The following is a 15,982-nucleotide window of genomic DNA, read 5'->3' as shown; positions in this document are numbered from 1 at the left end:
AACGCCCGGTTACATTCCGAACCCGGAAGCTAAGCCTCACAGCGCCGATGGTACTGCAGGGGGGACCCTGTGGGAGAGTAGGACGCCGCCGAACTATTATTAACGGGAAACCCCCGCACCCTCTGGGTGCGGGGGTTTTCTGCGTTCAGGGGCTCTCCACCACGGGCTCTCCACCACGGGCTTTCTACTCCGGCCTCACCAATTTCGTGTCGTACGCCAGAATGACCGCCTGCACCCGGTCTCTCGCCCCCGTCTTCGCGAGAATGCGTCCCACATGGGTCTTCACCGTCGATTCCGCGACGTGCAGCCGCCCGGCGATCTCCGCATTCGTCCATCCCTGCCCGATGACCGTCAGGATCTCGCGCTCCCGGTCCGTCAGCGACGCCAGGCGCGGGTCCCGGGACGGATGGGTGTCCTCGCCGGCGCGGGTCGGCAGGTGATCGGCGTAGGTGTCGAGGAGGCGGCGGGTCAGGCTGGGGGCCACGACCGCGTCTCCCGTGGCGACCGCGCGGATGCCCGAGAGGAGCTCCTCCGGCAGGGCGTCCTTGATGAGGAATCCCGACGCCCCTGCCCGCAGGCCCGCGTACGCGTACTCGTCGAGGTCGAACGTGGTGAGGATCAGGACCCGGGTGCGGTCGCCGGCCGCGACGATGCGGCGCGTGGCCTCGATGCCGTCCAGGCCCGGCATGCGGATGTCCATCAGGGCTACGTCCGGGTGGAGTTCGGCGGTCATCCGGACCGCCTCGCTGCCGTTGCCTGCCTCTCCCGCCACCTCCATGTCGTCCTGGCTCTCCAGGAGCATGCGGAAGCCGAAGCGTTGCATCGGCTGGTCGTCGACGATGAGTACGGTCGTCACTGAGTGGATTCCTTGGGGAGATGGAGTTCTACTTGCCAGCCGCCCGGCGGCTTTCGCCGCGGGCCTGCCTCAAGTGTCCCGTCGTACAGGGCTGTTCGCTCGCGCATTCCCGTGAGGCCACGGCCCGACGAGCTCGACGAGTTTGGGAAGCCTGCCAGGGTGCCGCCGACCCCCGTGTCCGTCACCGTGGCCCGCACCCCGTCATCGCCGTATGCGACGTCCACGTAGGCCGTCGCCTCCGGGCCCCCGTGCTTGAGGGTGTTGGTGAGGGCCTCTTGGACCACGCGATAGACCGTGAGCTGCCGGCCCGCCGGGAGGGAGTCCGGGCGGCCGTGCACCGTGCTGCGGACCGGCAGGCCCGCCGCCCGTACCCCGTCGATGAGTTGGTCCAGGTCGGTGAGTGCGGGCTGGGGAGCGAGTGCGGGAGCGGGAGCGGGAGCCTCGGGGGACTCTTCCCTCAATACGTCCAGGAGTCGGCGCAGTTCCGTCAGGGCCTGGCGGCTCGTGGTGCCGATGGCCGTCAGGGCCTGGGCGGCGCGCTCCGGGGACTTGGCGGCGGCGTACGAACCGCCGTCCGCGAGGGTCGTGATGACTGACAGGTTGTGGCCGATGATGTCGTGCATCTCGCGGGCGATGCGCGTGCGTTCGGCGTTGGTGGCCAGCTGTGCCTGCTGGTCGCGTTCGACTTCCAGCTGCTTGGCGCGCTGTACGAGCGATGCCGTGTACTCCTGGCGGGTGCGGACGGCGATGCCCAGCAGGGCGACGATCGCGAAGCTCATCAGGGCGGGGACCACCTGCTGGTCCCAACTGCCCCGCGGATGGCGGAGATGGCCGACCACGCTCGGCACCACGGTCAGGCCGTACGTCCAGGCGAGCGTGCGCGTGGGCAGCCGGATCGCGATGTTGAAGACGACGACGAGCAGGGTGAGCGCCGCCTGGAGGGACGCGCCTGACCAGGAGTTGACCAGGGCGGTCACGGTCATCAAGCCGTACACGGTGAGCGGATGGCGGCGGCGCCACAGCAGCGGCACCGAGAAGACCGCCGTCATCGCATAGACCAGCCAGAGCGGGGCCCCCTTGTTGTCGGCGATGTTGCGCCAGCCGTCTCCCGCGACGTCGATGAAGGCGGCGATCACGAAGAAGCCGGTCAGCAGGAGGTCCCAGGCCAGCGGGCGCCGCCGGTCGAAGGCGCGCACCCACTGGACGCCGCGTTCGACGTGCCGGGTCAGCGGCTGGGCGTCCAGGGGCCAGCCCTCCTGGCCCGGGGAGCCCGGCCCGCTGCCGCTGCCGTTTCTGGTGGTGCCGGTCACCGCTTCATCCTCGTACGGGAGTTGCTCATACGTCCTGTCATACGTCCTGTCATACGTCCTGTCGCTTCAGCAGATACGCCGCCGCCGTCAGGGATGCCACCGCCCACGCGCACAGGGTCAGCAGGCCCGCGCCGGGCGAGAGGTCGCCGGACGTGGTGTGTACGGCCGCGAGGGACTCGGAGGCGGGAAGGGGGAAGTAGCCGAGGAGATCCCTGACCGTGTCGTTCGGGATCATCATCGCGAGTTGCGGCAGCAGGATCAGGCCGCCGACGTACGCGCCGATCGCCCCCGGGATGCTGCGCAGGGATGAGCCGAGGCCGAGCACCATGACGCCGATGAGGGTGGTGCCGATGGCCGAGCCCGCCACGGCGCGTGCGATGCCGGGGTCGCCGAGCGATGCCTCCAAGTCCGTGCCGCCGAGGAACATCTGGGCCAGCGGGAACGTGACGAAGTTCGTGGCCAGGAGGGTGCCGAGTGCGACCGTGACGTACATGGCGGTCTTCGCCCGGAGCACCGGCAGGCGGCGCGGCACCGCGGCCATCGTGGCGCGCACCATGCCCGTGGAGTACTCGCCCGCGGTGATGAGGATGCCGAGGACCGCGATCGCGACCTGGCCGATCTGGGTGCCGAGGAGGGCGTAGGTGACCGGGTCGATCTCGTTGGCGGGGTCGGGGGAGTAGGTGGCGGCGGCGATCATGCCGATGGCGACGGTGCAGACGCTCGCCAGGCCGAGCATGATCCAGGTCGAGCGGAGCGTCCACAGCTTGTGCCACTCGGAGCGGAGGATTCCGCGGGAGGTCAGGCGGTAGGGGGACGTGGGGGTGGTGGTCGCGGTGCTCATGCCGCTGCTCCTTCCGGTGCGACGGCCGGTGCGTCGGCCGGTGCGTCGGCCGGTGCGTCGGGGGATACAGCCGCGGCGTACTCGACCGAGTCCCGCGTCAGGTCCATGAACGCCTGCTCCAGGGATGCGGTGTGCGGGGTCAGTTCGAAGAGGGGGATGCCGTGCCGTGCCGCCGTGCGGCCGATGTGCTCGCCGTCCGTGCCGCGTACGTCGAGGACGCCGGGCGCGTCACTCGTGATCCGGACGCCGGGTGCGGCGAGCAGCTCGCCGAGCAGGCCCGCCTCGGGGGTGACGACCTTGACGGAGCCCGTGCCCGAATCCCGTACGAACGTCTCGACCGTCGTGTCCGCGAGGAGCCTGCCGCGGCCGATGATGATCAGGTGCTCGGCGGTCAGTGCCATCTCGCTCATGAGGTGCGAGGAGACGAGGACCGTACGGCCCTCCGCGGCAAGGGATTTGAGGAGGTTGCGGATCCACAGGACGCCCTCGGGGTCGAGTCCGTTGACCGGTTCGTCGAGGATGATCGCTGCCGGGTCGCCGAGGAGTGCCGCCGCGATGCCCAGGCGCTGGCCCATGCCGAGCGAGAAGCCCTTCACGCGCTTGCGGGCCACGTCATGGATGCCGACGAGGTCCAGGACCGCCTCGACGCGGCGGCGCGGGATGCCGTGGGTGTGGGCCAGGGCCATCAGGTGGTGGAAGGCGGTGCGGCCCGGGTGGATGGACCGGGCCTCCAGGAGCGCGCCCACCTCGTGCAGGGGCGCGGTGTGCGTCGCGTACGCCTTGCCGCCGATGGTGGAGCGCCCGCGGGTCGGGGCGTCGAGGCCGAGGAGCATGCGCATGGTGGTGGACTTGCCCGCGCCGTTGGGGCCGAGGAATCCGGTGACCGTGCCGGGGTGGACGGTGAAGGTCAGGTCCCGCACGACGGTCTTGTCGCCGTAGCGCTTGGTGAGTTCGTATGCCCGAATCATGCTTCTGATGCTGGCGCTCGCGGGGGCGCGGGGCGTCGGACCAGGGGCGGGACGTGGGCGGTGAGGGGTAGTACCGCGGTAGGACGGGGACCCTGAGAGCGGCTGGGGTCAGCCGGGGAGCTCCGCGTGCGGCCAGCGGGTGCGGGCCTGTTCGCGGGAGCGGAGGAGGGCCAGGGTGGGCAGGCCGCGGTCCGCGCCGGTGGACAGGAGGTCCGGGAGCTGGGGGAGGGGGGCCACGGCGGCCACATCGTCCAGGACCAGGGTCATTGGTGGGTCGAGCCGACCGGAGGATGACCGTTCGGCCATGCGCCGGCCGTGCTCGACCACGCTTGAGGCGAGGGCCGTGAGGAGCGGCATCGCGCCCGGTCCCTGGGGCGATTTGGGGTCCTCGACGGCTTCACCCACCACAAAAAGCGTGCCCCCTTCATCGATGAAGGAATCCAAGGTGAGGGCATCGGTTCTGTTGGGGGTGCACGATTCTCGTACGTTCAGGGTGAAAAGTGCGGAGAGCGCGCGGGCCGTCAACTGCTGGGCCATGTCGCGGCGTTCGGGGTACGCGGTGAGCGCCGCCTCCAGTTCGCCTGCTGAGCCCGAGGTGGCCTTCTGGTGGGTGCGCAGGATGCGGACCGCTTCTTGGACTTGGGTTCCCTGTGCCCAGCGGTGTACGTGCTTGATGGGGCGGCCGTCCACCGCCGCGGCGTGCAGGAAGCTGCGGAGGAGGGTTTCCGCGGTGTCGGCGACGGAGCTGTCCAGTTTGGCGCTCGGCCTTATGGCGGCCAGCAGGGCGGTGGCTCTTTGGGTGGCCACCGCCTTGTCCTCGCAGTTGGCTGTGGGGGACCAGTGCATTCTCGCCGGGGTGTCGCAGAGGTGGCTCGGGTCGTAGACCAGGACGGGGCCGAGCTTCGCTCTGGCGTCCTTGGTTTCTTCCCACAGGGTGGGGTCCGATGTGAGGACCAGGGCTGCGCTTTCCGCGTCGCGGATGGCCTGGATCGCGTGTGCCCGCCGGGTTTCGGCGGGGCCGAGTACCAAGGGCGTACGGGGGGTGGGGACCGCAGCTGTTTCTGCCCCCAGCGTCTCGATGCTGTGCCCCTCAGCGGGGTCGGCGCCTGGTTCATCGGGACCCGGCATCGTGCCCACAGCGGGAGCGACTGGGGCGGCTGCGGGAGTGACTGGGGCAGGAGCGGGAGCGGCTGGAGCGGGAGCAGGAGCGGCTTCGGCGGTCTCCGGAGCCGGAGGCGCCGGAAAGCGTCTCGCCCTGCGTACCGCTCGCCACCGCGTCACCGTGCCCATGACGAAGATCGTGAGCACCACGAGGACCATCAGCTGGCCGATCAGGAGGCCCCAGAACAGGCCGTAGCCCGTGAGCTGGGTCGCCGGGGTGGCCGGCCAGGCGCCCGCGATGTCGTGCGGCTGCTGTACCAGGTGCCGCATCGCCACCGGCGTATTGCCGAAGGTGACGTGTTCGGGCCAGGAGCCGTGCGAGAACAGGCCCGCGAGGCCCGTCGCCGACCAGACGAGGACGGTGAGGCCGAGCACGAAGGCGAGGCCGCCCACCAGGAGGCCGTCGGGGATGCCCCGCTCCCGTGACTCGCGGCGCCCGCCCCGGTCGCGGTACTCGGAGGGTCCGGGCTCCCGGTATGCCATCCCCTACGCCACCCCGGAGCGCGACGACGAAGGTCCGTTCATCTGTTGCTCCATGTACGCCGCACGCTCCTCCGCCTCCAGCTCCGCCGCCCGCAGCGCGTCGTCCCCGAGCAGTTGGTCCGCCGACGACTCCGTCATGGCGCGGTCGGTGAAGACCAGGGGGCGTTCGGTCTCCGTGATCAGGTGTTTGACCACCTGGACGTTGCCGTTCACGTCCCACACCGCGATGCCGGGCGTGAGGGTGGGGATGATCTCCACGGCCCAGCGCGGCAGGCCGAGCACCCGGCCGGTCGCTCTGGCCTCGTCCGCTTTCTGGGCGTAGATGGTCCTGGTCGACGCCATCTTCAGGATCGCGGCGGCTTCCTTGGCCGCCGCCCCGTCCACCACGTCGCTCAGGTGGTGGACCACCGCCACGAAGCTCAGGCCTAGCCGTCGGCCGAACTTCAGCAGGCGCTGGAAGAGCTGCGCGACGAAGGGGGAGTTGATGATGTGCCACGCCTCCTCCACCAGGAAGATGCGCTTCTTGCGGTCGGGGCGGATCCAGGTGTGTTCGAGCCAGACGCCGACGATCGCCATCAGGATCGGCATCGCGATCGAGTTGCGGTCGATGTGCGAGAGGTCGAAGACGATGAGCGGCGCGTCCAGGTCGATGCCGACCGTGGTCGGACCGTCGAACATGCCCCGCAGGTCACCGTCGACCAGGCGGTCCAGGACGAGCGCGACGTCCAGACCCCAGGCCCGTACGTCGTCTATGGCGACGTTCATCGCTTCGGCCGACTCGGGTTCCGGGTGGCGCAGCTGCTCCACGATGTCCGTGAGCACCGGCTGGCGCTCGACGATCGTCTCGTTCACGTACGCGTGGGCGACCTTGAGCGCGAAGCCCGAGCGCTCGTCGAGCCCGTGCCCCATCGCGACCTCGATGATCGTGCGGAGCAGGGCGAGCTGGCCCGTCGTGGTGATCGCGGGGTCGAGGGGGTTGAGGCGGATCCCCATGTCCAGGGCGGCCGTCGGGTCGAGCCGGATGGGAGTTATTCCCAGCTCCTGGGCGATGAGGTTCCATTCGCCCACCCCGTCCTCGCCCTGCGCGTCCAGGACCACGACCTGGCGGTCCTTGAACCTCAACTGCCGCAGGACGTACGTCTTCTCGAGCGCCGACTTGCCGTTGCCCGACTCGCCGAGCACGAGCCAGTGCGGGGCCGGAAGCTGCTGCCCGTACAGCTGGAACGGGTCGTAGATGTACCCCTTGCCGGAGTACACCTCGCGCCCGATGATCACGCCCGAGTCGCCGAGGCCGGGGGCGGCGGTCGGCAGATAGACCGCCTGGGCCTGCCCCGTCGACGTACGCACCGGGAGTCTGGTCGTCTCCACCTTCCCGAAGAGGAAGGACGTGAAGGCGTCCGTGAGGATGGTCAGCGGATCCCGCATCTTGGCAGCCCTCAGCTCTAGCGTCGGATGCCGGTCGCGAACGGCAGCGTATTGACGAAGGCCCTGTGGTGCTCGCGGTCGCACCACTCCAGCTTCAGATACGACTTCCCGGCCGAGGCCCGGATGGTGCGCTTGTCGCGCGCGAGGGCTTCGGGGGAACGGGACGAGACGGTGATGTAGCCGACGATGTTGACCCCGGCCGCGCCGCTCGCCAGGTCCTCGCCGCGCTGGTCCAGACGGGAGTTCGACGCGATGTCACGGGGGTCGACCGTGCGGTTCAGCTTGGCCTGGCGGCTCGCCTCCGCCTCGTCGTTCGTCTTCTCCGTCAGCATGCGCTCGATGGCGACCTCGGTGGGTTCGAGGTCCATCGTCACCGCGACCGTGCGGATCACGTCCGGGGTGTGGACGAGCAGCGGGGCCAGGAAGTTGACGCCGACGGGCGTCATCGGCCACTCCTTCACCCAGGCCGTGGCGTGGCACCAGGGGGCGCGGGTGGAGGATTCGCGGGTCTTGGCCTGGAGGTAGGTGGGCTCCATGGCGTCGAGCTCGGCGGGCCAGGCGTTGCGCTTCGTCATCGCCTGGATGTGGTCGATGGGGTGGTCCGGGTCGTACATGGAGTGCACGAGCGAGGAGAGCCGCCCCTGCCCCAGCGGCTGCCGTACGCGGATGTCGGCTTCCTGGAGCCGCGAGCAGATGTCGGTCAGCTCGCGCGCCATGACGACGGCGAGACCGGCGTCCTTGTCGAGCTTCCGGCCGCCGTGCGGTCGGCTGGCGCGGGCCATCGCCTGGGCCTCGGCGGCCAGATCGCGCGAGTAGTGCATGCAGGCCACGAGATAGGCGCGGTGCTGCTCGCTGCTGGTGGAGACCATGGACTGGAGCTGTTCGTACGACTGCTGCAGCCAGGGCAGTGCCCGGTCGTCGCCCCGCACGCTGACGTCCTTGGCGTGGGCGTCCGGGTCGGCGGGGAGCGTGCGCGCGAGCATCTGGAGGCGCGTCACGAAGCCGTCGCCGTTGGCGACGTGCTTGAGCAGCGTGCCGAACCGGTCGACCAGCGCCTCCTGGTCCTCGGAGTCGCGCAGACCGACGCCGGGGCCCTCGATCTCGATGGCGGCGGTGACGGTCCGCCGGTCGGCGTGCAGCAGCACGGCGATCTCGTCGGGGCCGAAGGGGGCGGCGAGCCAGTTGATCCGGCCGATGCCCGGCGGCGGCCCGACCTCGATCTCGCGGCCGTCGAGGTGGATGCCCGCCTCGGGGACGGTGGAGCGGTAGGCGGTGCCGCGCTTGAGGGAGCGCTTGTAGCTGCGGTTGATCTCGAACCACTTGTAGAACGTGCGGCCCTTGTAGGGGACGTAGACCGCGGCGATCGCCAGCATCGGGAAGCCCATGAGCAGCACGATGCGCAGAGAGAGGACAGGGACGAGGAGCCCGCACATCATCCCGAGGAAGGCCCCCACGATGATCATCGCGATCTCGCCGGTCTCCCGGTTCTTGCCGACGATCGCGTTCGGCCGCGCGCGGCCGATCAGATATGTGCGGCGGGGCGCGATCGGTTGCGACACGTGGGACTGAGTCGTCAACGCCCTTCACCTCCCGTGCGGTTGGTACTTCCAGTGGAGCCGTTTCCTGCCCCGCCCGCGCCGCGGTTGCGTGCGTGCGGAGTGCTGGTGGCGCTGCCCCGGGGCGGGGGCGCGGCGGAGGGGACGGATCCGCCGCCGTTCGATGAGCCGCCGCCTCCGCTGGGGCGGCTGCTGTGGGCGGCCACGCCGCCGCTCGCGGGGTTGGCGGGGCGCGGCTGGCTGCTGCCGCCGCCTCCTCCGCCTCCACGGGAGCTGTGGGTCTTGATGCCCTGGGAGACGAGGGACGCGGGGGAGGTGATGACGGCCGCCGCGCGGTTCTCGGCGCCCTGCGAGATGCGGTTGTTCCGGGAGCCGGCGATCTCGTCGCCGAAGCCGGGCACGAAGCGGTAGATCATGGCGCTCGCGAAGATGGCGAGCAGGATGATCGAGAGCCCGGAGACGACCGCCGAGAAGGAGTCGGGCCCGTCACCCGCGGAGAGCGCTCCGGCCAGGCCGAGCACGATGACGATGATGGGTTTCACCAGGATCACCGCGATCATGATCCCGGCCCAGCGGCGCACGTGCGTCCACAGGTGCTTGTCGACGAGACCCGCGTACACGACGGTGCCGAGCAGTGCGCCCACGTACAGCAGGGCGGCCCGGATGACGAGCTCCAGCCAGAGGATGCCGGCCGCGAGGATCGACACGAGCGAGACGACGATGAGCATGATCGGCCCGCCGCCGATGTCCTCGCCCTTCTTCAGGGCGGCCGAGAACGTCCCGAAGAACGTGTCGGTCTGGCCGCCGGTCGCCTTCGCGATGACGTCCGTGACCCCGTCGGCCGCCGAGACGACCGTATAGAGGATCAGCGGCGTGAAGGCGGAGGCGAGGACCGTCAGCCACAGGAACCCGATGGCTTCGGAGAGCGCGGTGGTGAGGGGGACGCCTCGCACCGCGCGCTTGGCCACCGCGAGGAGCCACAGGAGCAGGGTCAGGATGGTCGACGCGGCGAAGACGACCGCGTACTGCTTGAGGAAGCTGGGGTTGGTGAAGTCGACCTCGGCGGTCTTCTTCACGGCTTCGGAGAGTTTGTCGACGGTCCAGGAGGCGGCTTCCGCGCAGCCCTTTGCCAGGGAGGAGAGGGGGTCGGCGGTGGAGTCGATGGGGGCGTCTGTGGGGTATTTGCCGCTGCCGCCGTCGCTGCCGCCTTGGCCCTTTTCGCAGTACTCCTTGGCAGGGCCGTGGATGAGATCGCAGGGATCGTCCTTGGGCTCCGGCGCGGCGAACGCTCGTGTTGCGCCGAGGACCGCTGCGGTCTGCACGGCGGTGACAGCCGCTGCGAGCTTGAGTACGTGACGGTTAGCGGGCATACGTAAACCCTCCGTACCCTTCGACGGCCTTCGCGATCTCATCGGATCCGGACGCGCGGTCGTCGCCCGGGACAGGGGCGGGGCCGTCCTTCTGGGAGTGTGTGGCGGCCTTCCAGTCGCCCCCGACCCACGTCAGCTTCATGGTGATGGTGAACCAGCTGTTGGTCACCGGCTTGGTCGACTGCTCCCCGGCAAGGCCGAGCAGACCGCTGCACCAGACCTCCACCGTTGCCTTCTGACCGGCGTAGTTGGTGACCTTGGTGCCGACCGGACTCGTGCGCGAGACGAACTGATAGCCGTTCGGGGTCGAACCATCCTGCTTCAGGCCGACGTTCTTGAAGAAGTCAGGGCTGTACGCCTTGTCGAGCTGTGTCTTGAAAGCGTTCACGCTCGACGGTGCCATGACGGCCTGGAGGACGCTGTCACGCCGGGGCTTGTTGAACATGTCCGCCGAGCCCAGCGCCACCGCATAGTTCGCGGCAGCGGACTGCGCACCCTGCTCGCTCTTCGCGAACCCCGAAGGAATCCCCGACGTCTTGCCGTCGACAGGCCGCTCCCCGGTGGGGGCCGTGGGATCCGCCCCCGCCTTCTTGCCGTCACCGCCTCCCCCTCCGGAGGAGGATCCCTCGCCGTCGCCCCGGTTCGCGAAGGCGATGGCTGCGATGAGGAGCACCACCACACCGACCACCGTCACGAGGCTCCGTGACGAAGAACGGCCGGATCTGCGCGGTCCTCCGTACCCGTCACCGCCGCCCCCCTCGCCCTCGGGGAGCCGCGTCCGGGTCTCGCCCGAGCCGCCGTAGGGGCCGTCGTTCCGCTCGTCGCCGAGACTCATGCCGCGTACGCCCCCTCAACCTCTCGGTGAACCGCCACGTACGACGGTAGCCGTGCTGGTTCCCGCGCGGGCGCGGTGTGGTGACTCGACATCAGGGAGTTGCAACCTCAGCCGGTGGGCACGACGGATGGGTGGGTCGGAGGGGGTCAGGGGGTGGGGGGACGGGGACGTGGGGGAGAGGCGCGCTAGACCGCCATGCCGTACACGATGGTGAAGACCGTGCCGAGCGATCCGATGATGAAGACGCCGGTCAGGCCCGCGATGATCAGGCCCTTGCCCTGCTCCGCGCTGAAGGTGTCGCGCAGCGCCGTCGCGCCGATGCGCTGCTTCGCCGCGCCCCAGATCGCGATGCCGAGACAGAGGAGGATGGCGATCGCCATCACGACCTCGATCATCACCCGTGCCTCGTTGCCCAGGCTCCCGAAGGGGCCCCAGTCGGGGGCGATCCCGCCGATGATGGTGGTGATGTCGCCTTTTTCGGCTGCCATAAGCATGTGTAACTCACCGCCCCTAGTGGGTTGTTCCGTCACCTCTGCCTACCGCAGTACAGAGGACAGCTCATTCTCGCCGACAAATGGGCCAGTGCATGTCGACTTGGCGTCATTCGTTGGCTGAAACGTATGGTCACTCTGTGTATCACGGTGAGTGACGCCGGGCAATGACGGCCCGGCGAGCCCTCTGACCAGGTCTCATTCTGACCTGGTCCGGTGACGGAGACTCACATCATGGGTCATGTACGCCCGTCGAGGCCATCCGAGCCGTCCAGCCCATCCAGGCCGTCCAAGCCATCCAGGCCGTCGAGGCCGTCCAGGTCGCCGAGACCGCCGCCCGTCACGACGTACGAGCAGTCGGTGTAGCGGTAGCCGGGCTGGACCTTGCTGCCCTCGGTGTTGTTGCGGACGCCTCCCACGCTGCTGGCGTCGCGCTTGTAGAGGAAGTGGTAGTCGCCCGGGGGCAGGCTGAGCGTCTTCTGGGGGTGGCCCTTGCCCGCCAGGCAGGCCTTCTTGCCCTGGGCCTTGGTGGTGTACGTCTTGCAGCCGCCGCACGGGGAGAGCTTGATGCTGCCGGTGGTGGGGCCGGTGTACAGGACTTCGAGGGGGCCGGGGCCGCCGTTCTCGATGACGTACGTGAGCTTCGCGCCGCCGGGTGACTTGGCCGGGGGCAGGCTGCTGCCGGCCGACGGGCGGGCCGCGGCGATCTCGGCGGCGATGGCGATGTCCTTGGCGCGCTCGCGCTTGCCGTTGCTCTTGTAGGTCCCGGTGAAGTCGTTGAGCGTCTTGGCGGAGTCGGCGAACTTGCCGTCCTTGAACTCGTCCACCCCGCACGCGTACGACCCGGACTCCACCGCGCTCGCGGCGTCGCCGGAGAGGCCGCCGCCCGCGTCGTCGGGGAGCGCCTTGGCGGTGGAGCCGATGGTGCGGAGCTCGTCGGTGGCCTTGCAGGGGTCGGAGCCCTTCAGGTCCGAGGAGCGTGTGTCGATGGCCTCGCGGATGGCGGGCTCGACCTTCCCTGCCTGGTCGGAGTCGGGGAACGTCCGCAGGAGCTCGCCGAATTCGCTGCCGCCGGCCGCCGTGCCCAGGCTCTGGCTGCCGCATTCGTAGAGGGAGGTGGCGAGGCGTTCGTCGGGCCAGGTGGCGAGGGAGCCGACGCGGTCCTTGCCGAGGGAGCCGGGGAGGGTGCGCAGGTACTTCAGGGGTTCGAGGGCGTCGCAGTACTTACGGTCGTCGTAAGGGGCGGCGACGGACTTGTAGTACGTGGCGAGGCTGGCCGGGACGCGCTTGGCGGCCTTCGAGCCGGGGTGGTCGTCGCCGAGGTCGCGGTAGATGTCGAGGGCGGAGCGGTAGTCGTCCTCGGCCGCGTCGAAGGAGCGGCCGTCGGCGGCCGTGACGATCCGGTCGGCCTTGTCGAGCCGGTCGAGCAGCATCTCCTCGACGGCGTCGTCACGCGCGGCGTCGTACGCGATGACGCCACCGGCCGGGACGGCGAGCAGCACGATCCCGAGCCCGACGGCGAGGGGCGCGCGCAGCGGCCAGCTCTGGTGGGTGCGCAGCGCGCGGCGGGCCCCGTCGGCCGCGGCGAGGACGAGAAAGGCGACGAACCCGACGAGTACGCCACCGGGGACACCGTCGACTTCGGCGGGAAAGGCCACGAAGAGGAGCGCGGCGGTCGCGACCCAGCAGAGAGCGGCAAGGAGCCAGCGCCTGAGCAGGACATAGCCGAGGCCGAGCCCGGTGAGATTGAGGAGCCCGGCGGAGAGGGCGCGCAGGGCGTCGGGGGCGGGTGGGGGGCCGGGAGGGGCTGCGGGCGGGCCGTAGGCGGGCGGGGCTGCGGGAGGCGGGGGCGGAGGCGGTGGTGGCGGCGGCCATGCGGGGTCTGGCGCGGAGGCCTGGGGCGGCACGGAGGGCGTGGGGGGAGCGGGTGATGCGGACGGCGGGGGCGACGTCGGGGGCGGCGGTGCCATTGGGGGCGGCGGTCCGAAGTGGCCGCCGCCAGGCACCGCGTCGCTGGGCCCCTGGCCAGGCGTGGCGTGCTCGTCCCCAGGTTGCATGTTCGGCTCCCCCCAGCCGTCACAACACAGCGCTTTGATAAGCGCTCAATTCCCCAACGATCGGGGAAAGTTGGACACGCGTCAACAGCACGTGCAGCTCTTGGTGGGCCCTTCAGTCACGGCGGCCGAGCGCCTTCGCCCGGGTGTGCCCCCAGCCGGTCAGCAGCAGCCCGGCGGTGGCAGCGAGGCCGTAGGCGGTCAGGAGGGCCGCGAAGCCGCCGGGGAGCCAGCCGAGGAAGCCGGTGTAGTCGTGGTCGATGAGCAGTCGGATGAGGCCTTGGGCCGAGAAACACATGAGGACTGCGCCGAGGATCTGCGAGATGTCGTACTTCACGTTACGAACGTATCAGCTTGGTTCCTCAATTCCCTTCAATCATAAGGAGTTTCTCTGCAATACGTCACACATTCCAGGGCCTATAGTGGGAGTCGTGCGTGACGAAAAGAAGGCCCGATGCACGGTCTGCCGTGCCGGAATCAGCGCGGCGGGCAAGCGGGGCCGCCCTGCTCTCTACTGCTCCCGCAGCTGCCAGGCGAGGGCCTACCGGCAGCGCAAGCGCCCGCCGGTCCCGGCGCCCGAGCGCCCCGCGCCCGCGTCCGACGCCCGGTCGCGCAGGCGCCGCCAGATCGCCGGGGCGGTGTGGCGCATCGCCGCCGAGCGGGGCCTGGACGCGGCGAGCATGCGGGAGATCGCGGCGGAGGCGGGGGTGTCGCTGAGGGTGGTCCAGTACCACTTCGGCAGCAAACACCAGCTCCTGGTCGCCGCCCTGCACCTGCTCCACCGCGAGAACGAACGCCTGGCGAGGACCCGCGTCCACTACGACCCGGAGAATCTGCGGGGCGTCCTGAGCTCGATGCTGGACGAGTTCCTGCCACTGGACACCCAACGGGCCATGGCGCTGCGGGTGTTCTCCGCGTACTACGCCCGCAGCCTCACCGACCCCGCCATCGCGGCGGTCTTCCTGAGCGCCGAGCATCCCCTGGAGGAGCTCGTGGCGGGCTTCATCGCGACGGCCCAGGAGAGCGGTCAGACGGCTCCGGGCCTGGACGCCCAGCGCGAGGCGGACCTGCTGGTGGCGGCGGCGGTCGGCCTGGGCGGGGACGTACTCCACGAGCGGCGCACCCTGGACGACGTACGCGGCACGCTCGATTACCACCTGGGCAAGATCTTCAGCCCGGCCGCTGTCGGTATTCCGGTTTCGGCTGCGGCTGCGGCTGCGGCTCCGGGGAGCTAGCTGCGCTCGCCGGCCTTGATGATCGCTTCGGCCTCGAGCAGAGGGTTCTCGAAGCTGACGTTCTCGGCGATCTGATGAACCAAGCTGCGGTACTCGGCCCGCCGGCTCACGGCGGTGGTGCCCAGCGTGAGCACCACGAGGCGCTTGCCGTCCGGGTGCGGGAGGTGGGCGAAGACCTGGAGGATCGGGTCCTGGGGGAGGCCGGAGTCGGCGTTCGGGGTGCGCACGAGTTCACTGAACGAGGCCGGGCCACAGGGGAGTTCGAGGTACTCGACGTGCGTGTGCCCCTCGGCGCCTGCGACGGCTCGGGCGGCGGTGATGGCGGGGGCGGCGGGGGCGATGTCTCGCCAGGAGAGGGTGAGGAGGGAGAGCAGTAGCCCGCCGTTCTCCTCGGCGGTGTTGCTGGTGGATACGTCGTCGCGGTGTACGCCGATGGAGCAGCGCGTGGTGCCGGCTTCGGCGAGGGCGGCCAGCAATTGCTGACCTCGCGCGAGCTGGATCAGGAACTGCTGGCGCGCGAGGTCGTCCCCGAAGGAGTCCAGGATCGGTGCGATGGCATGGCGCAACGCGTGGGCGCCGGGGGAGTCGGGCGGATTCAACAGTGCGTGGACGGGGATTTTGGTGAAGCCTGCGGGTTCGGCGAACCAGAGGTCGGCCTCGGGATTGTGGGCCGACTCATCGAGAATGAACTTGGGGGCGGTCACAGGGATTTCGCCTTCAGCTTGCGCGGATCAACGTACGGGGCGAAACCTGCGCGACGACCGCGTTTTACGTCTTCGGCCGTGGCGCCCCACTCCGTGGTGAGGGCTTGGTCTGCCCTCGCCAGACGCTGACGGACGATTTTGAAGTGGCCAGGCGTTTGGCCGTTCGGCGAAGGTGCGGCGACGATGCCGAGCATGCGAGGGTCACCGGCGAACCAGATCGTCTCGATCCGGGCCTTCAACTGCGGCTTGGCGCGGGGCGCCATCCTGCGGTGCCACCAGCCGACGCGGAGGTGGTTGGAGACGACGAGGGGGAGTAGCTGCTGTCGGTCTGCGGGGTTGGGGAACTCGAACCATCCGTACTGATCGCCCACAACGTCCGGATAGATGTCCAGGCCGTGCGGAACGCCCCGTAGCACCTGCCATGGATATGTACGCAGGATGCGGAGTTTGCGCATGGCGATGGGGAAATATCCAAATACTTGGGCGAACAGTCGCCAGGCTCCGTAGGCAGAGTAAGCAATAAAGATCCACAGCATCCAGCTCCGGTCGAAAGGAAGCACGATGAGTGCGATCCAGCCGCCGATCCAGCCGATGAGTCCGGCCACGTTCTTGACCATGAGCAAGATCCACGCACGTCGCGTTGGCGGATGCTGCCACGCAGTGGGGTAGTCAGCAGGGTTCATTTCGGCATTT

Annotated in this window: 15 protein-coding genes and 1 rRNA gene; 2 read left to right on the top strand and 14 right to left on the bottom strand. The window is 69.6% G+C overall.

All coding sequences use genetic code 11. From position 1 onward, the window contains the following. Window positions 1–94, top strand: a 5S ribosomal RNA gene (rrf, locus tag ACFUPX_RS21910); the annotation flags it as partial. A 90-nt stretch (window positions 95–184) separates the two neighbouring features. Here rrf and ACFUPX_RS21905 read toward each other — a convergent pair. From ACFUPX_RS21905 to ACFUPX_RS21850, 12 genes are all read right to left on the bottom strand, one after another. After that, the gene (locus ACFUPX_RS21905; protein ID WP_383324926.1) at window positions 185–856 is read right to left on the bottom strand and encodes a response regulator; all 672 of its coding nucleotides are present in this window, start codon (window positions 854–856) and stop codon (window positions 185–187) included. Beyond that, a complete protein-coding gene (locus ACFUPX_RS21900) occupies window positions 853–2,100 on the bottom strand; it encodes a sensor histidine kinase (RefSeq protein ID WP_383324942.1) in 1,248 nt (415 codons plus the stop codon). Before ACFUPX_RS21900 ends, ACFUPX_RS21905 begins: the two co-directional genes overlap by 4 nt. Before the next feature lie 115 nt (window positions 2,101–2,215). Further along, window positions 2,216–3,007 carry an ABC transporter permease gene (locus ACFUPX_RS21895; RefSeq protein WP_383324923.1) on the bottom strand — a complete coding sequence of 264 codons (792 nt, stop codon included), beginning with the start codon at window positions 3,005–3,007 and terminating at the stop codon, window positions 2,216–2,218. Further along, window positions 3,004–3,975: an ATP-binding cassette domain-containing protein gene (locus ACFUPX_RS21890; RefSeq protein WP_383324920.1), complete on the bottom strand. Its 972-nt coding sequence runs from the start codon at window positions 3,973–3,975 to the stop codon at window positions 3,004–3,006. Before ACFUPX_RS21890 ends, ACFUPX_RS21895 begins: the two co-directional genes overlap by 4 nt. A 108-nt stretch (window positions 3,976–4,083) precedes the next feature. Beyond that, on the bottom strand, window positions 4,084–5,619 hold the full coding sequence (locus tag ACFUPX_RS21885; protein WP_383324917.1) for a type IV secretory system conjugative DNA transfer family protein: 1,536 nt from the start codon (window positions 5,617–5,619) through the stop codon (window positions 4,084–4,086). Between the two features lie 3 nt (window positions 5,620–5,622). Further along, window positions 5,623–7,044 carry an ATP-binding protein gene (locus tag ACFUPX_RS21880; protein WP_383324914.1) on the bottom strand — a complete coding sequence of 474 codons (1,422 nt, stop codon included), beginning with the start codon at window positions 7,042–7,044 and terminating at the stop codon, window positions 5,623–5,625. Window positions 7,045–7,061: 17 nt separating this feature from the next. Beyond that, window positions 7,062–8,621 (bottom strand): SCO6880 family protein, encoded by a 1,560-nt coding sequence (locus ACFUPX_RS21875; protein ID WP_383324911.1) that lies wholly within the window; start codon window positions 8,619–8,621, stop codon window positions 7,062–7,064. Then, window positions 8,618–9,970, bottom strand: a complete 1,353-nt coding sequence (locus tag ACFUPX_RS21870) for a hypothetical protein (protein ID WP_383324909.1) — start codon at window positions 9,968–9,970, stop codon at window positions 8,618–8,620. The genes ACFUPX_RS21875 and ACFUPX_RS21870 overlap by 4 nt, the downstream gene beginning before the upstream one ends. After that, window positions 9,960–10,805, bottom strand: a complete 846-nt coding sequence (locus ACFUPX_RS21865; RefSeq protein WP_383324906.1) for a hypothetical protein — start codon at window positions 10,803–10,805, stop codon at window positions 9,960–9,962. The genes ACFUPX_RS21870 and ACFUPX_RS21865 overlap by 11 nt, the downstream gene beginning before the upstream one ends. Window positions 10,806–10,990: 185 nt before the next feature. Further along, complete coding sequence (locus ACFUPX_RS21860; RefSeq protein WP_160505898.1) at window positions 10,991–11,299, bottom strand: hypothetical protein; 309 nt, start codon at window positions 11,297–11,299, stop codon at window positions 10,991–10,993. A 236-nt stretch (window positions 11,300–11,535) separates the two neighbouring features. Next, entirely contained in the window at window positions 11,536–13,353 is a 1,818-nt protein-coding gene (locus ACFUPX_RS21855; RefSeq protein ID WP_383324903.1) for a hypothetical protein, read from the bottom strand. Window positions 13,354–13,465: 112 nt separating this feature from the next. After that, on the bottom strand, window positions 13,466–13,687 hold the full coding sequence (locus ACFUPX_RS21850) for a hypothetical protein (RefSeq protein WP_383324901.1): 222 nt from the start codon (window positions 13,685–13,687) through the stop codon (window positions 13,466–13,468). A gap of 94 nt (window positions 13,688–13,781) precedes the next feature. Between ACFUPX_RS21850 and ACFUPX_RS21845 the strand changes: the two genes are divergently transcribed. Beyond that, a complete protein-coding gene (locus ACFUPX_RS21845; RefSeq protein ID WP_383324898.1) occupies window positions 13,782–14,585 on the top strand; it encodes a TetR/AcrR family transcriptional regulator in 804 nt (267 codons plus the stop codon). Here ACFUPX_RS21845 and ACFUPX_RS21840 read toward each other — a convergent pair. Further along, entirely contained in the window at window positions 14,582–15,289 is a 708-nt protein-coding gene (locus tag ACFUPX_RS21840) for a hypothetical protein (protein WP_383324895.1), read from the bottom strand. The genes ACFUPX_RS21845 and ACFUPX_RS21840 overlap by 4 nt on opposite strands. Next, window positions 15,286–15,906 carry a hypothetical protein gene (locus ACFUPX_RS21835; RefSeq protein WP_383324892.1) on the bottom strand — a complete coding sequence of 207 codons (621 nt, stop codon included), beginning with the start codon at window positions 15,904–15,906 and terminating at the stop codon, window positions 15,286–15,288. The genes ACFUPX_RS21840 and ACFUPX_RS21835 overlap by 4 nt, the downstream gene beginning before the upstream one ends. Window positions 15,907–15,982: the final 76 nt, after the last annotated feature.

It is taken from the genome of Streptomyces sp. NPDC057302 (assembly GCF_042667685.1).
GTDB lineage: Bacteria > Actinomycetota > Actinomycetes > Streptomycetales > Streptomycetaceae > Streptomyces.
Note: the sequence above shows the minus strand (reverse complement) of the source record. Positions and strands in the feature narration are given on the sequence as shown.

Bases quoted from the DNA above. Each gene is read 5' to 3' on its own strand.
- ACFUPX_RS21895 (WP_383324923.1), bottom strand. From the start codon at position 3,007: ATGAGCACCGCGACCACCACCCCCACGTCCCCCTACCGCCTGACCTCC.
- ACFUPX_RS21890 (WP_383324920.1), bottom strand. From the start codon at position 3,975: ATGATTCGGGCATACGAACTCACCAAGCGCTACGGCGACAAGACCGTC.
- ACFUPX_RS21885 (WP_383324917.1), bottom strand. From the start codon at position 5,619: ATGGCATACCGGGAGCCCGGACCCTCCGAGTACCGCGACCGGGGCGGG.
- ACFUPX_RS21880 (WP_383324914.1), bottom strand. From the start codon at position 7,044: ATGCGGGATCCGCTGACCATCCTCACGGACGCCTTCACGTCCTTCCTC.
- ACFUPX_RS21870 (WP_383324909.1), bottom strand. From the start codon at position 9,970: ATGCCCGCTAACCGTCACGTACTCAAGCTCGCAGCGGCTGTCACCGCC.
- ACFUPX_RS21865 (WP_383324906.1), bottom strand. From the start codon at position 10,805: ATGAGTCTCGGCGACGAGCGGAACGACGGCCCCTACGGCGGCTCGGGC.
- ACFUPX_RS21860 (WP_160505898.1), bottom strand. From the start codon at position 11,299: ATGCTTATGGCAGCCGAAAAAGGCGACATCACCACCATCATCGGCGGG.
- ACFUPX_RS21855 (WP_383324903.1), bottom strand. From the start codon at position 13,353: ATGCAACCTGGGGACGAGCACGCCACGCCTGGCCAGGGGCCCAGCGAC.
- ACFUPX_RS21835 (WP_383324892.1), bottom strand. From the start codon at position 15,906: ATGGTCAAGAACGTGGCCGGACTCATCGGCTGGATCGGCGGCTGGATC.